Raw genomic sequence first — 16,386 nt, forward strand, 5'->3', positions numbered from 1 at the left:
ACAATCGAGATCGCGCGTCGAGGAACATTCTTCCGTCGCGCGTGGGCGACAGTCGAACGCGCCTGCTCATTGGGAGCAATGATCTTGCGCAAGTTTCCCGCCGGTCTGAACGACAGCTTCATTCGATGGCGCTGCAATCGTCGAGTCATTGAGGAACAACCATCACGTCTCGCGTTTCTCTCGCTGATGAACACGAGCGGAGGTAACGATGAAGGCGCTGACCTGGCACGGCAAGAGCGATATCCGCTGCGAAAGCGTGCCCGATCCCAAGATCGAACATGGACGTGACGCGATCATCCGGGTCACCGCGTGCGCGATTTGCGGTTCCGACCTGCATCTGTTCGACGGCGTGATGCCGTCGATGCAGAGCGGCGACGTGCTCGGTCACGAAACCATGGGCGAGGTGGTCGAGGTCGGCGCCGACAACAAGGCGCTGAAGGTCGGCGATCGCGTGGTGGTGCCGTTCACGATCTCCTGCGGCGAATGCTTCTTCTGCAAGCGCGGCTTCTTCAGCGGCTGCGAGCGCTCCAATCCGAATGCCGAGCAAGCCGCCAAACTCTGGGGCCATTCGCCCGCCGGTCTGTTCGGCTATTCGCATCTGCTCGGCGGCTTTGCCGGCGGGCAGGCGGAATATCTGCGCGTACCTTACGCCGATGTCGGTCCGATCAAGGTGCCGGATGGCATGACCGACGAGCAGGCGCTGTTCCTGTCGGACATTTTTCCGACCGGCTTCATGGCGGCCGATTTCTGCGATCTGCAAGGCGGCGAAACGGTTGCGATCTGGGGCTGCGGGCCGGTCGGACAATTCGCCATCAAGAGCGCGTTCCTGCTCGGCGCCGAGCGCGTCATTGCCATCGACACCGTGCCGGAACGGCTGGAAATGGCTCGCGCATCCGGCGCGATCACGATCGACTTCAAGCACGACGACGTCTACGACCGCATTCAGGAACTGACCCAGGGCCGCGGCGCCGACGCCTGCATCGACGCGGTCGGCACCGAGCCGGAGACCACCTCCGGCCTCGATGCCGTGGTCGATCGGATCAAGGTGGCGACCTTCATGGGCACCGATCGGCCGCACGTGCTGCGGCAGGCGATCCATTGCTGTCGCAATTTCGGGACCGTCTCCATCGTCGGCGTCTATGGCGGTCTGCTCGACAAGATCCCGATGGGGTCTGCGATCAATCGCGGCCTGACGTTCCGGATGGCACAAACCCCGGTTCAGCGCTATCTGCCGCAGTTGCTGTCCCGCATCGAGAAGGGTGAGATCGACCCGACCTTCGTCATCACCCATCGCGCCACGCTGGACGAGGGCCCCGACCTCTACAAGACGTTTCGCGACAAGAAGGACGGCTGCATCAAGGTGGTGATGAAGCCCTAACTTTCTTCGAGCGCCAGCCCGTAGATGATCATGCAAGCGCCGTGCGGGCGATCGGTGGTGAGCCGGGCCGCGGTCTCGGCGATCGTCCCGCGATAGATCCGCGTCTCCGGCGAGCCGAGGCTTTCGACGATCGCGGCCGGCGTTTGCGGGCTCATGCCGTGGGCGATCAGGCGTTCGACCAGTGCCGGAAAGGTCGCCTTGCCCATATAGATGCAGGTCGTCGCCGCCGGATCGGCCAGCGCCGCGATGTCGAGATCGCCCGGCAGACGGCCGTCGACGTCGTGGCCGGTGACGAGCTGGACGCGGCGGGCGACGCCGCGCTTGGTCAGCGATGCGCCGATCGCCGCGGCGGCCGCCGTCGCGGTGGTGACGCCGGGGACGATTTCGATATCGATGCCGGCGTCGCGGGCGGCGCGTAGTTCCTCGTCGGAGCGGGCGAACACGGCAGGGTCGCCGGCCTTCAGCCGCACCACGCGCTTGCCGCGCCCGGCATGGGCCACGATCAGCCGGCTGACCTCGTCCTGCCGCGGCGACGGATGTCCGGCGCGTTTGCCGACGGCGACCAGCTCGACGTCCGGCTTGAGGAACGACATGAAGTCTTCGCCGGCCAGATCGTCGTACAGCACGACATCGGCTTGCTGCAGGCGCTTGACCGCGCGCAACGTCAGCAGGTCGGCATCGCCGGGGCCGGCGCCGACGAGGGCGACGCTGCCGGGGGTGAACCGGGAGGGAGGCGAGGTCGTCATCAACTGGCGAGCTCCTGCGCGACGTCGATCAGATGGAAAAACGTTCCGGTGACATGACCGCGGCGGCTTCCGGTCTCGCCGGTCGGCGCGCCGGCTGCGTCGCGGATGTCTGCGAGCGGGTCGTCGGCGACGCTGAGCACGCGGGCGTAGTGATATTCGTGGCCGCGCAGGACGCAGCCGGCGGGATGGCCGGCGGCGGGCGTCTGCAGGGTCGCGACGCGATAGCCGAGATGCAGCTTGCGCTCGGCGAAATCGGTTTCGAGGCCGAGGAGTCCCACCATCGCGTGGCGATGCCCTTCGGCGTCGATCAGGCCTGCGCCGAGCGTCATGTAGCCTCCGCATTCGCCGTGCACCGGGCGCGTCTGCGCGAAGCGGGTCAGCGTCGACTTGAAGTGTGTGGCCGCGGCGAGCCTGCCGGCATGGAGTTCGGGATAGCCGCCCGGCAGCCAGGCCGCATCACAAGTATCATCGGGTCCTTCGTCAGCGAGCGGCGAGAACGGCACGATCTCGGCGCCGGCGGCGCGCCATCCGGTGAGCAGATGCGGATAGATGAAGGAGAAGGCATCGTCGCTGGCGAGCGCGATGCGCTGGCCGGGAGGCGCGATGCGCGGCGTCGCCGCGGTGTCGAACTGTGACGGAGCGGCGGCGCGTTCGAGCGCGTCGAGGTCGATGCCCTGTTCGGCGAGTGCGGCCAGTGCAGCGAGCCGCGCGTCGAGCTGCGTGTGTTCGCGCGCCTGCACCAGCCCGAGATGGCGGTTCTTGATCGTGCTGCCGGCATGTCGTGCGAGCGTGCCCAGCACAGGAATGCTCTGCATCGTGAAGCCGGCGCGGACCAGCGCCTCGTGCCGCGCGCTGGCGACGTTGTTGAGGATCACGCCGGCCAGCTTCACGTCGCTCCGGTAGTTCGCGAAGCCGAGCGCTAGCGCGGCGGCCGATTGCGACTGGCCGGCGACGTCGATCACCAGCACCACCGGCCAGCCGGTCGCCGCGGCGATATCGGCGGTTGCGCCGTTGCCCCACGCGCCTGTCGTGCTGCCGCCGTCGAACAGCCCCATCACGCCTTCGGCGATGCAGAGGTCCGCACCGCCGGCCTCATCGAGCAATGCGGCGATCCGGCCGCGCGTGACAGCGAACGAGTCGAGGTTGTAGGAAGGCCGGCCAGTGGCCGCGGCGTGGAACGCCGGATCGATGTAGTCGGGGCCGCATTTGTAGGGCTGGACGATGCGGCCGCGGCGACGCAACGCGGCGAGCAGCGCTAACGTCACCGTGGTCTTGCCGCTGTTGGTCGACGGCGCCGCGATGATCAGCCCCTGCGGCCGCGCACGCGTCGCGGCATGATCGCGATCAGTCGCGGGCACGATCGTCCTCCGCGGAACGACGATAGCGCCGGTCGTAGTCCGTGCTGTAGAGCGCGCTATTGCGGAAATCGCTCGCTGCGAGCGACGGCCCGACCAGGATTAGCGCGGTGCGATCGATGCCGGCCTCCGCCACCTGCGCGGCGATCGTCGCGAGCGTGCCGCGGATGATCTGCTCTTCGGGCCAGCTCGCGCGAACGACGACGGCCACGGCGCAATCGTTGCCGTAGTGCGGGCGCAGCTTGTCGACGACGGCGTCGAGCACGTGGATCGACAAATGGATCGCCAGCGTCGCGCCGGTCGCCGCATAGGCCTCGAGGTTTTCGCGAGGTGGCATCGCGGAAGCGCGGCCCGAGGTGCGCGTCAGCACCACGGTCTGGGCGACTTCGGGCAGTGTCAGTTCGCGCCCGAGCGCCGCCGCGGCGGCAGCGAATGACGGCACGCCGGGCGTGACGGTGTAGGGGATGCCGTGAGCCTCGAGCCGGCGGATCTGCTCGCCCATCGCGCTCCATACCGACAGATCGCCGGAATGCAATCGCGCGACGTCGTGGCCGGCCTCGGCGGCGGCGACGAATTCTTTGGTAATCGCGTCGAGATCGAGCGGCGCGGTGTCGACCACACGGGCATCCGGCGGGCACAGCGTGATCAGCTCGCGCGGCACCAGCGATCCCGCGTAGAGGCAGACCGGGCAGCGCATCACCAGATCGCGGCCGCGCACCGTGATCAGGTCGGGCGCGCCGGGGCCGGCGCCGATGAAGTGGACCGTCATTGCGGTGGCTCCTCGATGGCGACGGCGGCGGTCGCCTGGCGGTCGCTTGATATCAGCCGCGTCACCGCAAGGCGGGCGGCAGGCCCCGCCGCGGCGAGCGCCGCCGCTTCACAGACGCTGCCGACACCGCGGGCGCGTGCAACGCGCGGTGAGTTGGTCGCGATGCGACCGGCGACGCTCCGGATCGCAGCCGTACTGATCGCGAGGCAGGGCAATGCCGCTTCTGTCGCCGCTGCGATCAACGGCGGATGCACTGCTTTGTCGTCGGGCACGGCAAGATGCGTCGGTTGTGCGGGCATAGCGGCGCCGCGCGCAGCGGCGATGACTTCGGCGATCGACGCCTGAGGGGCGGCGGCGCGAAATCCGAGGCCGATCACGATGCGCGTCATTTGCGGACGCTCCATTGCACCACCGGGATCGCGGCGCGCCAGGCGGTGAGCCCGCCGACCGGCGCGGCGCGTTCGACGCCGAGCCGCAGCAACTCGCCGCCGTGGCGGCCGTGCCAGGCGATCAGCAGCGCCTCGGTTTCGAGCGTCACGGCGTTGACGACCAGCCGTCCGCCGGACGGCAGCGCATGCCACACCGTATCGAGTACCCCGGGTCGCCCGGCGCCGCCGCCGATGAACACGGCGTCCGGCGTCGGCAGATCGGCGAGTGCGTCGGGTGCTTCACCCAGCCTGAGATCGAGATCGGGCACGCCGAGCGCATCGGCATTGGCGCGGGCGCAAGCCAGCCGGTCGGGTCGTGCCTCGATGCCGATGGCGCGATTGCCGCGCGCCGCCAGCAGCCACTCGATGCCGATCGACCCCGATCCAGCGCCGATATCCCACAACAATTCGCCGCCGCGCGGCGCCAGACTCGACAGCGTCACCGCGCGGATCGCGCGCTTGGTGAGTTGGCCGTCGTTCTGGAACAGCTCGTCCTGCAGGCCGCTCGCGCGCGGGATGATCGCGGAATCGGGTTGCGCAACCACGTCGATGCCGATCGCGACCGGTGCGGCGACGTCGGTGAGTGCATAGTTCACCGCTGCTGCGCGGCGAATGCGCTCGCGCGGGCCGCCGAGCGCTTCGAGTACGGCGAGATCGGAGGCGCCAAATCCCAGCGATGCCAGATAGGCCGCGATCTGCGCGACGGCGGGACCGTCCCGAACCAGCACGATCAGGCGGGCGCCGGATCGCAGATACGGTCGCAGCATCGACACCGGCTGCGCATGCAGGCCGAGCGTGACGGTCTCTTCCAGTCGCCAGCCGAGCCGCGTGGCGGCCCACGAGAACGTCGACGGCGCGGGCAGGGCGGTCCATTCGGTCGGTGCGAGATGCTCCGCGAGCACTGAGCCTGCGCCGTGCCAGAAAGGATCGCCCGAGCACAGCACGACGACGTTGCGGCCGCGTTGCGCCAGCACATCGGGCAGCGACGCTGCGAACGGCACGCGCCACGGCAGCGTCGGCCTGCCAAGCGCGGCAACCATCGCGAGATGGCGCTCGCCGCCGATCACGAGATCGGCCTTCGCCAGCAGCGTGCGCGCTTTGTCGGACAGGCCCGCGAGGCCGTCCTCGCCGATTCCGACGATGGACAGCCACGGCGTCGTCGTGTCATCGGTGGCCGTCATGACGCTCCACTCCGCCCAGCGCACCCGCCTGTTGATCCTCGGCGGCACCGCCGATGCGACGCGGCTTGCGACGGCGATTGCCGCGGAGCCGCGCATCGAGGCCGTGCTGTCGTTCGCCGGGCGGACCGACAATCCCAAGCCGCCGCCGATCCCGTGGCGGGTCGGTGGCTTCGGCGGCGTGCGCGGATTGATCGATTACTTGCGCGCCGAGCGGATCGACCGCGTCGTCGATGCCACGCATCCATTCGCGGCCCAAATGAGCCGCCATGCAGCCGCGGCCTGTGATCTTGCCGGCGTGCCGCTGCTCGCACTCGAGCGCGCGCCATGGCAATCGGGTGAGGGCGATCGCTGGATCGAGGTCGACGATCTGGTAGCGGCAGCGCAGGCGCTCGGCGCTGCGCCGCGTCGCGTGTTCCTCGGCACCGGCCGGCAGCATCTCGATGTCTTCGCCGCGCATCCGCAGCACGCTTATCTGGTCCGCCTGGTCGATCCGCCGCGCGCGGCGCTGCCGTTTCCGCAGGTCGAAGTCGTGGTCGCGCGTGGGCCGTTCGACCGGGTCAGTGACCGGGCGATGCTGCAGGCGCATCGCACCGAGATCGTCGTCGCCAAGAATGCCGGCGGCGATGCGGCGGTGGCCAAGATCGAGGCGGCGCGCGACCTCGGCTTGCCGGTGGTGATGGTCCGGCGTCCGGCTGTGCCTGCGCGGCTCACTGCGACCACGGTCGCCGAGGTGATGGCGTGGCTCGGTCATGACGCGGCCTTGGCAGAGCGCGGTGTGTAGACGTAGTTGCCGCCGTTGGCACGAGGAATGAGGCGCGTCTGCGACGAGCCGATCATCACCACGGTGCGCATGTCGGCACGGCTCGGAAGCGCATCGCCGAGCGGCACGACGTCGATGCGCTGGTGCGGCGCGCTCACTGCGGTCGCGAAGATCACCGGCACGGACGCCGCATGGATGCCGCGCAGCAACTCGAACGCGCGGTCGAGCTGCCATTGCCGGGCCTTCGAGATCGGATTGTACAGCGCGATCACGAAGTCGGCTTCGGCGGCCGCGCGCAGCCGCTTCTCGACGGTCTCCCACGGCTTGAGATTGTCCGACAGATTGATCGCGCAGAAATCATGGCCGAGCGGCGCGCCGATCCGCGCCGCAGCGGCGAACATCGCGCTGATGCCGGGCAGCACCCGGATGTCGAGATCGCGCCAGGCCGGATCGCCGGCCTCGATCGCCTCGAACAGCGCAGCCGCCATCGCGAACACGCCGGGATCGCCGGACGACACGATCACCACATGCCGACCCTCGCTCGCGAGCCGAAGCGCGAACGAGGCGCGATCGATCTCCTCGCGATTATCGGAAGAGTGCCGGCGGACATCGTCGCGCGCGGCGACGCGGGCGACATAGGGTGCGTAGCCGACCAGATCGGTCGCGGCGTCCAGTGCCGCGGTCACTTCGGGTGTGATCAGCTCCTGCGCGCCCGGGCCGAGGCCGGCAACGACGACCGAGCCGCTCATGGTCGTCGTCCCTGTCCATGGACGAGGATCATCGAGAAGTAGGGCGCCTGATCGTCGGGCTTGTCGGCGAGCCGCATCACCGTCTCGCCCTGCATCGCGCCGCGTTCGACATAGACCGCACGGTCGATCAGGCCGGCGGCTTCGAGCGAACGCCGCACTTTGGGAAGATTGCGGCCGAGCTTCATGATGACGATGGCGTCGCCGGTCTTCAGCGTTTCGGCGAGCCTTGTCGCATTCAGTGTTGCCGGCACGACGCACAGCACGTCGTCGCCGTAAGTAATCGGCGTGCCGCTCGCCGTCCAGCACGCCGCCATGCCGGAGATTCCCGGCACCACGACCACCGGCACGTCGCCGATCAGCCGGGTGTAGAGGTGCATGAACGAGCCGTAGAGAAACGGGTCGCCCTCGCACAGCACGACGACGTCGCGGCCTTGCGCGACATGCGCCGACAACCGCGCGACGCAGTCCTCGTAGAAGCTGCGCAAGGTCGCGGCGTAGGCCGGATCGTCGAGCGGGATTTCGGTCGTCACCGGATAGTCGAGCGGCTCCTCGACGACGCCGTCGGCGAGCAGGCCTTCGACGATGGTGCGCGCGTGGCCGGCGCGGCCGGCCTTCCGGAAGTAAGCGACGACCTTGGCGGCGCCGACCAGCCGTGCGGCGCGCACGCTCATCAGGTCCGGATCGCCGGGGCCGACGCCCACGCCATAGACGGTCGGCCGGGTCATTCGACTTCGCTCGCCAGCGCGTTGATCGCCGCCGCCGTCATCGCGCTGCCGCCGCGGCGGCCGCGGACGATGACGCACGGTGTTGGCGAGGCCTCGAGCAGCGCCTCTTTGGATTCCGCTGCGCCGACGAAACCGACCGGAATGCCGACGATCGCAGCAGGCCGCGGCGCGCCGGGCTCGCCGAGGATTTCGAGCAGCCGAAACAGCGCGGTCGGCGCGTTGCCGATCGCCACCACGGCGCCGTCGAGCCGCTCGCGCCACAATTCGAGCGCGGCGGCGGAGCGCGTGGTTCCCAGCTTGGCCGCCAACTCGGGGACGCGGGGATCGCCGAGCGTGCAGATTACTTCGTTGTCGGCCGGCAGCCGCTTGCGGGTCACGCCATTGGCGACCATCTGCGCATCGCACAGGATCGGCGCGCCGGCCTGCAGTGCCGCGCGGCCCGCGGTGACGAAACCGGAGGTGAAGACGATGTCGCTCGCCACCTCGACCATGCCGCTGGCGTGAATGATCCGCACCGCGACCGTCTCTTCGTCGCGGTCGAAGCGATCGAGCTCGGCTTCTGCGCGAATGATCGCGAACGACTGCCGATAGATCGCGTCGCCGTTGGTTTCGTAGGTGTAGTTCATCGTACCGCCTCGCGGTTCTGATCGGAGATCGGCGGCACCGGCTGGTCCAGCCAGGGCTCGATGGTGAGGCCGGCCGCGAGCGACAATTGCGTCAGCACCGCGCGCGCGGCCGCCTCGTCGCTGCCTTTGCAGAGCGAGGCCAGTCGGCGCAGCGTCGAACGCGGCAGATTGGACATCGCGTCGAGTCGCGGGTCGGGCTGATCGGCGACGACGGCGAGCGCGATCCGCCGGTCCCGGGCGACCGCGGTGAGGGTGTCGATGCCGTCGCGCCATTCAGTGGCGCTGTGCGCCAGATGGATCAGCATGCCGCGCGCCGCCACGGCTGCGGAGAGAAAGTGCTGATCGAGCGACAGCCGAGCGAGGTTTGCGAGATACAGCTTCGGCAGTGTTTGGCCGGCGTTGAACCACGCGCGCGCGTAGCGCGCGAGCTCGGCGTCGGAGAGCGACAGCACGACGAGATCGGCGGACAAAGGGGAGCAGTCGGACGCGTCGAGGGCGTCGGGCCCATCGGAGCGAACAATCGAGAGCGGCATCGTGCCAAGTCCGTCGGTTGACCATCGCGCGATGCGATGATGCGAAACCGGCGAACGGACCTGCACTCCGAACGGCCGAACTTCACCCCGGAACATCCCGCCCGGAATGGCGTCAATCAGCAGGCGACGGCAGGTCTCCTGGCTCACGGGTCACGGCCAGCGCAGCCTTCCCGGACGACGTCCAGTGGCGTGTTGCGGTGGCTCGCCGTTCACAGTTGCGGGAGCAGCTTCGGCTCCGTCATCATCCTGCGCAGGGCGATGACTTCCGATATTCCCTCTTAGTCCCGTCCGAAGACAGGAACCGTCGGCAGCGCGATGTTTGGTCCGAAAACGCAGATGTGTCAATCGAGCTTGCGTCGCGCAGAAGCCCGCCGGGATGCAATAAAATCAGCCAGTGCTTGAGCTGGATCAAGACGGATTGGCCGGGTTGCGGCAGCGGCTGGCCCGTTGCGATCAAGGCCGGTCAGCCGCGATCGCGTTTGCTCCTTGCACCCGCCGCGGCCTTCTCGGCTGCCGCGCGCAGTAATGCGGCGGCCCGGAACGGGGCGTGGACGGCCTTCGAGAACGGCAGCACGACGAAGAACCCGAACACGAGGCCCAGATGGCCGGCCAGCAGCAGCCCCATCGCCGGCGTTTCGCGGAACGCCAGCACCGCCAGACCGCTGAGGGTGACCAGGCCGAGCAGAATCAGGAAGGTGACGTTGAGTGCGACTTCGGTCCGGTCGGAAGGCTCGGTGTCGGCGCGATGTTCGATCCAGAGCAGGCCGGCGATGCCGGCCAGCATGACGACCCCGCCGACGAGGCCGAGCAGCACCGGCAGGCTGGCGAGCGGATAGGGCGCGGCGACGCCGAGCGCGTGATGATAGATCGCAGCCGAGACCGTCGACAGCGCGGTGCCGGCGAAGCCCGCGACCATGACGTGGTGAAACAGCCTGCGGTGATGCGACGTGCGTTCGCCGACATCGTTGCAGCCCGGCCCGCCGCCGCCGAGATGGCGCAGCGTGACGATGTCGCGTAACGCGGGCGCCAGCGCGCGCAGCAGCGCGCCGCGCGGGACGTCGGGGGCCATCGTGCGCCAGAACCGCAGCGTCGCCAGTCCGATACACGCCACCGCCCACAGCAGCGACGCGCCGGCGGCGCCGGCCATGATCGACCACGGCAGCACGCGATAGAACGCGCCCTCGCTGTCGTCGGCGCCGAACAGCGCCGCAGGCGGGCTCGACAGCAGCACGAAAGCCAGCGTGGCGAGCACGATGAGGCTCACGATCGCCGCAATGCCCGTGACCGGCGAGCCGAAAGCGCGGCCGAGCACGGGCGGCCACAGATGGTCGGCATAGGAGCGTCGTCGGACGGCGGCTAGCGTGGCGGGGAGATTGACCGCGAACGGATGCGGCGGCGCATACTGGCACGCGTACCAGCAGCCGCGGCAGTTGTGGCAGAGATTGGAGAGATAGTTCAGATCGCTGAGCCGGAATTCATGCTTGTCGTCGATTGCCGGGAACACCGGGCACAGCCCGTCGCAATACATGCAGGCCGTGCAGATCCGCAGCACGCGCTCGGCCTCCGCGGTCAGTTCGTCCGTCGACGTATCAGCCGTGGACATGACGCGCCGCCTCCGTTCCGGCAAGCCGCCCGAACACCGCCGCGAGCGTGAGGCCTAGGCCGGCGAGATAGCCGCGTCCGATCACATTGGCCGCCATGATCATGCCCGCCGCGAACAGAGTGTCGTTGCGGCGATCGTCGGCCCAGACAATTCGCATGTGGTCGTCGACCGCGACGCCATGGTGGACGAAGGTGACGCCGGGGCGCATCGGATAGGCAGCGAACGTTGCGGACGCGATCGGGTGAGCGCCTGCGGGCAGTGCGGCGTTGAAGGCGTTCACACTCTGCGCGAGCGTCGCCGGATCGAGCCCGAGCGCTTCGGCGAGGTCGGCGATGGTCGCGCCGCTGATCGGCGGAAAGGCTTGCGGCGCGGCGCGCTGCAGGCCATCGGCGTCGAGGATCAGATAGGCCGTCTGACCGGCGCAGGCGGCGATCCGCGGTCCCCAGCGGGCATAGTGGGTCGGTTCGGCGCCGGCGCCGGTGGCGTCGATCCGCCTCGCCGAACCATCGACGACCATTCCATACGGGATCGCGGTGATCCGGGTGACGATGCCGCCGTCGAACCGGGGTCCACGCGCATCCACCGCCACCATGTGGCAGATCGTCGGATCGCCGACGGTGCCCGCGCCGGCCGCGATCAGATCGGCCAGCATGCGCCCGTTCGCGTAGGGCGTGCCGCGGACCATGAAGCCGTCGGCGGCGTCTCCATAGTGGGATCGCAGCCAGGCCGGATCGGCGCCGGCGCCGCCCGCGCAGACCACAATGGTGCGGGCGTCGATCGACGACGGGCTTGAAGTCGCCGTCGTGAGGTCGATGCTCCAATTGCCGTTCGAGGATTGCCGTGACAAACGAGCTTCGCTGTCGGTGCTGATCGCGACTCCGATGTCGGTCGCCGTGGAGTAGAGCGCGTTGATCATCGCCTTGCCGCCACCAAGCGGAAACACGGTGCGGCGGGAATACGGCACGACGCCGACATTCGGCTGCTGCAACGGAACCCCGTTGGCCATCAGCCACGCTGCGATCGTTTCCGACTCCGCGACAAGACGTTGGGCAAGGCACGGATTGGAGTCACCCTGGGTCACGCGGGCGAGGTCATCGAGAAACTCTCGCGCCTGATAGGCGTCGGGTACGTAGCGTGTGGGCGCTTCGTGCACGACGCGGAAATTGCGGGCATGGCGGGCATTGCCGCCGCGGAACGCGCTGGGCGCGCATTCCAGCAGACGAACCGAGACACCGGCGCGGCGCGCGGCGATCGCTGCGCACAGCCCTGCGAGACCGCCTCCAATCACCACGACATCCCACGTCGAACTCAATTCACCGCGACTCCCGACGGACTTCGTCGATTGAGGTTGCCACCGCCGGGCTCGCCGGTTCCGGTCGGCGCGACGCTTGCTCAATTCGTCTTAGGACCCGCGTTGCGCCGCTTGTCAATCGCGCCGAAGCTTGCGCCTGGCGAGTCCTCGTGCTTTTCTGGCTTCATCTTCCCAAGCCTCTCTTCGTCGTGACGGTCGCGGCTCTCCGGCCGATGAGAGCGCACGAGCGACATCAGTCATGCGCAAGATTCTTCTGATCGGAATGGGGCCGGGCGGCCCGGATTTCCTCACCGTGCAGGCGATCGACGCGCTCAATCGCGCAACCGTGTTCTTCCTGCCGGACAAGGGCGCCGAAAAGGCCGAACTGCGCGAGGTTCGCGAGCAGATCTGCCGGCGCTTCATCACGCGGCCGGAGATTCGCTTCGTCACCATCGACATCCCACAGCGTGACGCGCCCGCGGGCGATTATCGCGCGACCGTCGACGACTGGCATGCGCAGATCGCCGCGCGCTACCGGCAGGTGCTGATCGACGAGCTTCCCGACGATGGTTGCGGAGCGTTTCTGGTCTGGGGCGATCCGACGCTTTACGACAGCTCGTTGCGAATTCTGGATCGGCTGCGCGCGGACGGGCTGCCGATCGAATACGAGATCATCCCCGGCATCAGCGCCGTGCAGGTGCTGACGGCGCGGCATCGCATCCCGCTCAACCGCATCGGCGAGTCCGTCACGATCACGACGGGACGAAAGCTAGGCGCAGCGCATCACGCCGCCGAGGATACGGTGGTGATGCTGGACGGCGACGAGACCTTTGCCAAGATCGACGCCGGCGACACCTATATCTATTGGGGCGCTTATCTCGGCATGGCGGACGAGATCCTGATCGCCGGAAAACTCGCCGATGTCGCGTCCGACATTCAGCGCGTTAGGCGCGAAGCCCGCGAGGCCAAGGGCTGGATCATGGATGCCTATCTGCTGCGGCGTTCCGACGGCGGCGCGTAGCGCGTCTTCGGAGATTCCGGGCGGCTGGAATGTGGCAAGCAGATGCAGACTTTCGTCGCATCTGCTCCGTCGTGCGTGCTCGACGTGGTATTCCGGCACCTAGGAATGATCGTGACGCATCAGATTCATTGCGCGGCGTCACGTCGAGCCTCTGGATCCGGACGTTCGCCGGTATTCGCGAAGCGGGTTCGACGCGCTTAGTTAGCAGGCAGAGATGCTCCACCGAGTTAGTTTGGAATTAGTATAGCAATAGTCTGATCAAAACTTGCGCAGAAGATGCATTTTTGAATTTGAGACGGGAATAGCGAGACAGTAGGGTCCGATTGTTTCGACTCCACAGAGAGCCGCGGGACATCATTGCGATGCCGGCTTCTCGTTTTTTCCTCGAGCTGTCCAGAGACCCATGAGCGTGAACATCATTTTCGGCTCCGATGCCGGAGCCACGAAAGCGGTCGCGAACCGCATCGCGAAACACACCAATGGCCGGGCGATCGATATCAAGGCCGCGAGCGTTGCTGATTTCGAGAATTGCACTTTGCTGATTCTCGGATCGCCGACTTACGGCGCCGGCGATCTGCAGACCGATTGGGAGGCTCATCTCGACAAGCTTCAGCAAGCTAGGCTGGCCGGAAAGAAAGTAGCGCTGTTCGGCACCGGCGACCAGGTCAGCTATCCGGACTGCTTCGTCGATGCGATGGGCGTTCTGTACGACCTCGTCACCGAGCAGGGCGCGACCGTGGTGGGGTTCACCGCGACCGCCGGCTACGACCACACCGGCTCGCGGGCGGAGCGGGACGGTCAGTTCGTCGGGTTGCCGCTGGACCAGGACAACCAGTCATCGAAGACCGAGAAGAGGATCACCGAATGGGTCAGTCGGCTGAGCTGAACTGCGCGGCGCTGCAGATCTTCAATCATCATCTGTACGAACTCTCGAAAGGGATACGGCCGCTGGCGCTGATGACCATGACGGTCGAAGCCGCCGCTCCGGTGCTCGGGCGCCTTCAGGGGCGGGGCATCGCGCACTACGTCCACGAGGCGTGCCCCGATCGGGTGAACGTGGTGTTCGGCAGCAGGCTGGCCGTCAAGGCGGTCCGCCGCTTCCTGGTGGGGCCGCTGTGCGAATTGTCGGCCGAGCATGATTTCATGCTCGGCATCCTGCTCGGCTACGATCGCGAAATGCAGTGCGAACGTTTTCTCGGGCGTTGCGGGGACGCGGTCGAGACGGAGACCCCACTCGCAGTGACTGCCGAAACGCCGCTGGCGCTCGCTGCGGATCACAACGCGCTGGCGCTTTAGCTCAATTCGCGGCGTCCGGCATCGTCATTCCATTGCTGGATGAGGATGACAACGACGCCGCCATTGCGGCTGGGCCGCGTCCGCCGGTTGGCCGCGGCCCCGCACGTGTGCTCATTTCAGATGATGCACCGCTTGCCGCCCGTAGACCGGCGTCGGGATGCCCTCCATCCGCGCCTTGAGCTGCAACGCCAGGAATTGCGAGTAGTGCCGCGACTGGTGCAGATTGCCGCCGTGGAACCAGAGTCCCTCTTGTTGCGTCGGCTTCCACATGTTGCGCTGCTCGCCCTCCCAGGGTCCCGGGTCCTTGGTGGTGTTCGAGCCGAGCCCCCAGACTTTGCCGACTTTGTCGGCGACGTCCTGCGAGATCAGATCGGCGGCGAAGCCGTTCATCGAGCCGTAGCCGGTGGCGTAGACGACGAGATCAGCGGGAAGTTCGGTGCCATCGCTGAGGATGACCGCATGTTCGGTGAGCCGCGTCACGCCGACGCCGCTCTTCAGCTTGATGCGGCCGTCGGCGATCAATTCGCAGGCGCCGACGTCGATGTAGTAGCCGGAGCCGCGGCGCAGATATTTCATGAACAGGCCTGAATCGTCGTCGCCGTAGTCGAGCATGAAGCCGGCGGCTTCGAGTCGCCTGTAGAAGTCGGCGTCGCGTTCGCGAATCGCGTTGTAGACCGGGATCTGGAATTCGTGGAGGATCTTGTAGGGCAGCGAGGCGAAGATCAGATCGGCCTTCGCCGTAGTGATGCCGTTCTTTACCGCCTGTTCGGAATACAGCGCGGACAGGCCCAATTCCATCAGCGAGTCCGACTTCACGACGTGGGTCGACGAGCGCTGCACCATGGTGACGTCGGCGCCGGCCTCCCACAGCGCCGCGCAGATGTCGTGCGCGGAATTGTTGGAGCCGATCACCACCGCCTTCTTGCCCTTGTAGGCGTCCGGGCCGGGATGCTGCGAGGAGTGGTGCTGGTCGCCCTTGAAGAGATCCATGCCCTCGAAGTGCGGCATATTCGGCTTCGCCGACATGCCGGTGGCGAGCACGAGCTGTTTCGGCGTCAGGGTGATCTCCTGGCCGTCGCGCTCGACCACCACGGTCCATTGCTGCTTCGCTTCGTCGTACGAAGCGCGCTTGCAGACCGTGGAGCCCCAGTAGTTCAGCTCCATTACCTTGGCGTACATTTCCAGCCAGTCGCCGATCTTGTCCTTCGGGGCGAAAACCGGCCAGTTCGGCGGGAACGGCAGATAGGGCAGGTGGTCGTACCAGACCGGATCGTGCAGGCAGAGCGACTTGTAGCGCTTGCGCCAGCTATCGCCGGGCCGCTCGTTCTTCTCGATGATGATGGTCGGCACGCCGAGCTGGCGCAGCCGGGCGGCGAGTCCGATGCCGCCCTGGCCGCCGCCGATGATGACGCAATAGGGCTGGCGGCTGTTGCCGAGTTCGGCCGTCTCGGCGTCGCGCTCTTCCTTCCAGGTCTTGCGCGTCGGATCGACGCCGTGCTTGGCGCCCATCGGGCGATCGAAGCCGAGCGGCTCCTCGAAGCCCTTCAGCTCCGCCATGGTGGTGAGCAGCGTCCAGATCCGGCCGTCCTTCAGTCGCAGATGACCGAAGCCGCGCGCCACCGCGGTGTCGAACTGAACCCAGCTTTCGACGATGCCGTCGGCTTCGGTGGCGTCCTCGCCGTCTGCAATCCGCCAGTTCGATGGACGCGTATCGGCGAGCCTCGCAGCGAGCATGTCGCGAACCTGATCCTTGCCCTCCATCGTCTTGATGTTCCAGGTGAAGGAGACGAGGTCGCGCCAGTAGCAATCGGTTTGAAACAGCTCGACCGCGCGGTCGGGATCGTTGGCGCTCAGCGCTTCATCCAGCAGGGCGAGCAGGGTCGTGACTTTGCCGTTCGGCGCGGTGTCGAGCATGATGTCCTCCC

17 protein-coding genes and 1 riboswitch are annotated in these 16,386 nt (G+C 67.4%); of the genes, 5 read left to right on the forward strand and 12 right to left on the reverse strand.

Annotated features, from left to right (window positions below):
- Positions 1-208: 208 nt before the first annotated feature.
- Positions 209-1,378 (forward strand): zinc-dependent alcohol dehydrogenase, encoded by a 1,170-nt coding sequence (locus SR870_RS03810; RefSeq protein WP_322516721.1) that lies wholly within the window; start codon positions 209-211, stop codon positions 1,376-1,378.
- Here SR870_RS03810 and cobA read toward each other — a convergent pair.
- Genes cobA through cbiE form a run of 5 tightly spaced genes read right to left on the reverse strand, consistent with a single transcriptional unit; the run spans position 1,375 to position 5,857 of the window.
- Positions 1,375-2,124, reverse strand: a complete 750-nt coding sequence (gene cobA / locus SR870_RS03815; protein ID WP_322516722.1) for a uroporphyrinogen-III C-methyltransferase — start codon at positions 2,122-2,124, stop codon at positions 1,375-1,377. The two genes, SR870_RS03810 and cobA, sit on opposite strands and share 4 nt — an antisense overlap.
- Positions 2,124-3,482, reverse strand: coding sequence for a cobyrinate a,c-diamide synthase (locus tag SR870_RS03820; RefSeq protein ID WP_322516723.1), 1,359 nt, complete (start codon positions 3,480-3,482; stop codon positions 2,124-2,126). The genes cobA and SR870_RS03820 overlap by 1 nt, the downstream gene beginning before the upstream one ends.
- The gene (cobM, locus tag SR870_RS03825) at positions 3,469-4,248 is read right to left on the reverse strand and encodes a precorrin-4 C(11)-methyltransferase (RefSeq protein ID WP_322516724.1); all 780 of its coding nucleotides are present in this window, start codon (positions 4,246-4,248) and stop codon (positions 3,469-3,471) included. Before cobM ends, SR870_RS03820 begins: the two co-directional genes overlap by 14 nt.
- Positions 4,245-4,637 carry a cobalamin biosynthesis protein gene (locus SR870_RS03830; RefSeq protein ID WP_322516725.1) on the reverse strand — a complete coding sequence of 131 codons (393 nt, stop codon included), beginning with the start codon at positions 4,635-4,637 and terminating at the stop codon, positions 4,245-4,247. The genes cobM and SR870_RS03830 overlap by 4 nt, the downstream gene beginning before the upstream one ends.
- Positions 4,634-5,857 (reverse strand): precorrin-6y C5,15-methyltransferase (decarboxylating) subunit CbiE, encoded by a 1,224-nt coding sequence (gene cbiE / locus SR870_RS03835; RefSeq protein ID WP_322516726.1) that lies wholly within the window; start codon positions 5,855-5,857, stop codon positions 4,634-4,636. Before cbiE ends, SR870_RS03830 begins: the two co-directional genes overlap by 4 nt.
- Here cbiE and SR870_RS03840 point away from each other — a divergent pair.
- The gene (locus tag SR870_RS03840) at positions 5,856-6,638 is read left to right on the forward strand and encodes a cobalt-precorrin-6A reductase (protein ID WP_322516727.1); all 783 of its coding nucleotides are present in this window, start codon (positions 5,856-5,858) and stop codon (positions 6,636-6,638) included. The genes cbiE and SR870_RS03840 overlap by 2 nt on opposite strands.
- On the opposite strand, the gene cobJ is transcribed toward SR870_RS03840, so the two are convergent.
- The 6 genes from cobJ to tcuA form a co-directional block, all read right to left on the reverse strand.
- Positions 6,605-7,366, reverse strand: a complete 762-nt coding sequence (cobJ, locus tag SR870_RS03845; protein WP_322516728.1) for a precorrin-3B C(17)-methyltransferase — start codon at positions 7,364-7,366, stop codon at positions 6,605-6,607. The two genes, SR870_RS03840 and cobJ, sit on opposite strands and share 34 nt — an antisense overlap.
- A complete protein-coding gene (locus SR870_RS03850) occupies positions 7,363-8,091 on the reverse strand; it encodes a precorrin-2 C(20)-methyltransferase (protein ID WP_322516729.1) in 729 nt (242 codons plus the stop codon). Before SR870_RS03850 ends, cobJ begins: the two co-directional genes overlap by 4 nt.
- Positions 8,088-8,717: a precorrin-8X methylmutase gene (locus tag SR870_RS03855; protein ID WP_322516730.1), complete on the reverse strand. Its 630-nt coding sequence runs from the start codon at positions 8,715-8,717 to the stop codon at positions 8,088-8,090. Before SR870_RS03855 ends, SR870_RS03850 begins: the two co-directional genes overlap by 4 nt.
- The gene (locus SR870_RS03860) at positions 8,714-9,397 is read right to left on the reverse strand and encodes a hypothetical protein (protein ID WP_322516731.1); all 684 of its coding nucleotides are present in this window, start codon (positions 9,395-9,397) and stop codon (positions 8,714-8,716) included. The genes SR870_RS03855 and SR870_RS03860 overlap by 4 nt, the downstream gene beginning before the upstream one ends.
- A riboswitch (cobalamin riboswitch) is annotated at positions 9,361-9,571 on the reverse strand. It overlaps the preceding gene by 37 nt.
- 142 nt (positions 9,572-9,713) lie before the next feature.
- Entirely contained in the window at positions 9,714-10,853 is a 1,140-nt protein-coding gene (gene tcuB / locus SR870_RS03865; protein ID WP_322516732.1) for a tricarballylate utilization 4Fe-4S protein TcuB, read from the reverse strand.
- Entirely contained in the window at positions 10,840-12,165 is a 1,326-nt protein-coding gene (tcuA, locus tag SR870_RS03870; protein WP_322516733.1) for an FAD-dependent tricarballylate dehydrogenase TcuA, read from the reverse strand. Before tcuA ends, tcuB begins: the two co-directional genes overlap by 14 nt.
- Positions 12,166-12,403: 238 nt before the next feature.
- Between tcuA and cobF the strand changes: the two genes are divergently transcribed.
- The 3 genes from cobF (at position 12,404) to SR870_RS03885 (ending at position 14,461) form a co-directional block, all read left to right on the forward strand.
- Positions 12,404-13,165 carry a precorrin-6A synthase (deacetylating) gene (cobF, locus tag SR870_RS03875; protein ID WP_322516734.1) on the forward strand — a complete coding sequence of 254 codons (762 nt, stop codon included), beginning with the start codon at positions 12,404-12,406 and terminating at the stop codon, positions 13,163-13,165.
- 403 nt (positions 13,166-13,568) lie between these two features.
- Positions 13,569-14,051 carry a flavodoxin FldA gene (gene fldA, locus SR870_RS03880; RefSeq protein ID WP_322516735.1) on the forward strand — a complete coding sequence of 161 codons (483 nt, stop codon included), beginning with the start codon at positions 13,569-13,571 and terminating at the stop codon, positions 14,049-14,051.
- Positions 14,030-14,461, forward strand: a complete 432-nt coding sequence (locus tag SR870_RS03885) for a DUF2023 family protein (protein ID WP_322516736.1) — start codon at positions 14,030-14,032, stop codon at positions 14,459-14,461. Before fldA ends, SR870_RS03885 begins: the two co-directional genes overlap by 22 nt.
- Before the next feature lie 111 nt (positions 14,462-14,572).
- Here SR870_RS03885 and SR870_RS03890 read toward each other — a convergent pair whose 3' ends face one another.
- A complete protein-coding gene (locus SR870_RS03890) occupies positions 14,573-16,375 on the reverse strand; it encodes an NAD(P)/FAD-dependent oxidoreductase (protein WP_322516737.1) in 1,803 nt (600 codons plus the stop codon).
- Positions 16,376-16,386: the final 11 nt, after the last annotated feature.

The sequence above is a fragment of the Rhodopseudomonas palustris genome, from assembly GCF_034479375.1.
In the GTDB taxonomy this organism is placed as follows: domain Bacteria; phylum Pseudomonadota; class Alphaproteobacteria; order Rhizobiales; family Xanthobacteraceae; genus Rhodopseudomonas; species Rhodopseudomonas palustris_M.

What these genes read in the sequence shown, in the direction of transcription:
- cobM (WP_322516724.1), bottom strand. Translation starts at nt 4,248, where the DNA reads ATGACGGTCCACTTCATCGGCGCCGGCCCCGGCGCGCCCGACCTGATC.
- SR870_RS03855 (WP_322516730.1), bottom strand. Translation starts at nt 8,717, where the DNA reads ATGAACTACACCTACGAAACCAACGGCGACGCGATCTATCGGCAGTCG.
- SR870_RS03885 (WP_322516736.1), top strand. Translation starts at nt 14,030, where the DNA reads ATGGGTCAGTCGGCTGAGCTGAACTGCGCGGCGCTGCAGATCTTCAAT.
- SR870_RS03890 (WP_322516737.1), bottom strand. Translation starts at nt 16,375, where the DNA reads ATGCTCGACACCGCGCCGAACGGCAAAGTCACGACCCTGCTCGCCCTG.
- cobA (WP_322516722.1), bottom strand. Translation starts at nt 2,124, where the DNA reads ATGACGACCTCGCCTCCCTCCCGGTTCACCCCCGGCAGCGTCGCCCTC.
- SR870_RS03810 (WP_322516721.1), top strand. Translation starts at nt 209, where the DNA reads ATGAAGGCGCTGACCTGGCACGGCAAGAGCGATATCCGCTGCGAAAGC.
- cobJ (WP_322516728.1), bottom strand. Translation starts at nt 7,366, where the DNA reads ATGAGCGGCTCGGTCGTCGTTGCCGGCCTCGGCCCGGGCGCGCAGGAG.
- fldA (WP_322516735.1), top strand. Translation starts at nt 13,569, where the DNA reads ATGAGCGTGAACATCATTTTCGGCTCCGATGCCGGAGCCACGAAAGCG.
- SR870_RS03850 (WP_322516729.1), bottom strand. Translation starts at nt 8,091, where the DNA reads ATGACCCGGCCGACCGTCTATGGCGTGGGCGTCGGCCCCGGCGATCCG.
- cbiE (WP_322516726.1), bottom strand. Translation starts at nt 5,857, where the DNA reads ATGACGGCCACCGATGACACGACGACGCCGTGGCTGTCCATCGTCGGA.
- SR870_RS03830 (WP_322516725.1), bottom strand. Translation starts at nt 4,637, where the DNA reads ATGACGCGCATCGTGATCGGCCTCGGATTTCGCGCCGCCGCCCCTCAG.
- SR870_RS03840 (WP_322516727.1), top strand. Translation starts at nt 5,856, where the DNA reads ATGACGCTCCACTCCGCCCAGCGCACCCGCCTGTTGATCCTCGGCGGC.
- tcuB (WP_322516732.1), bottom strand. Translation starts at nt 10,853, where the DNA reads ATGTCCACGGCTGATACGTCGACGGACGAACTGACCGCGGAGGCCGAG.
- cobF (WP_322516734.1), top strand. Translation starts at nt 12,404, where the DNA reads ATGCGCAAGATTCTTCTGATCGGAATGGGGCCGGGCGGCCCGGATTTC.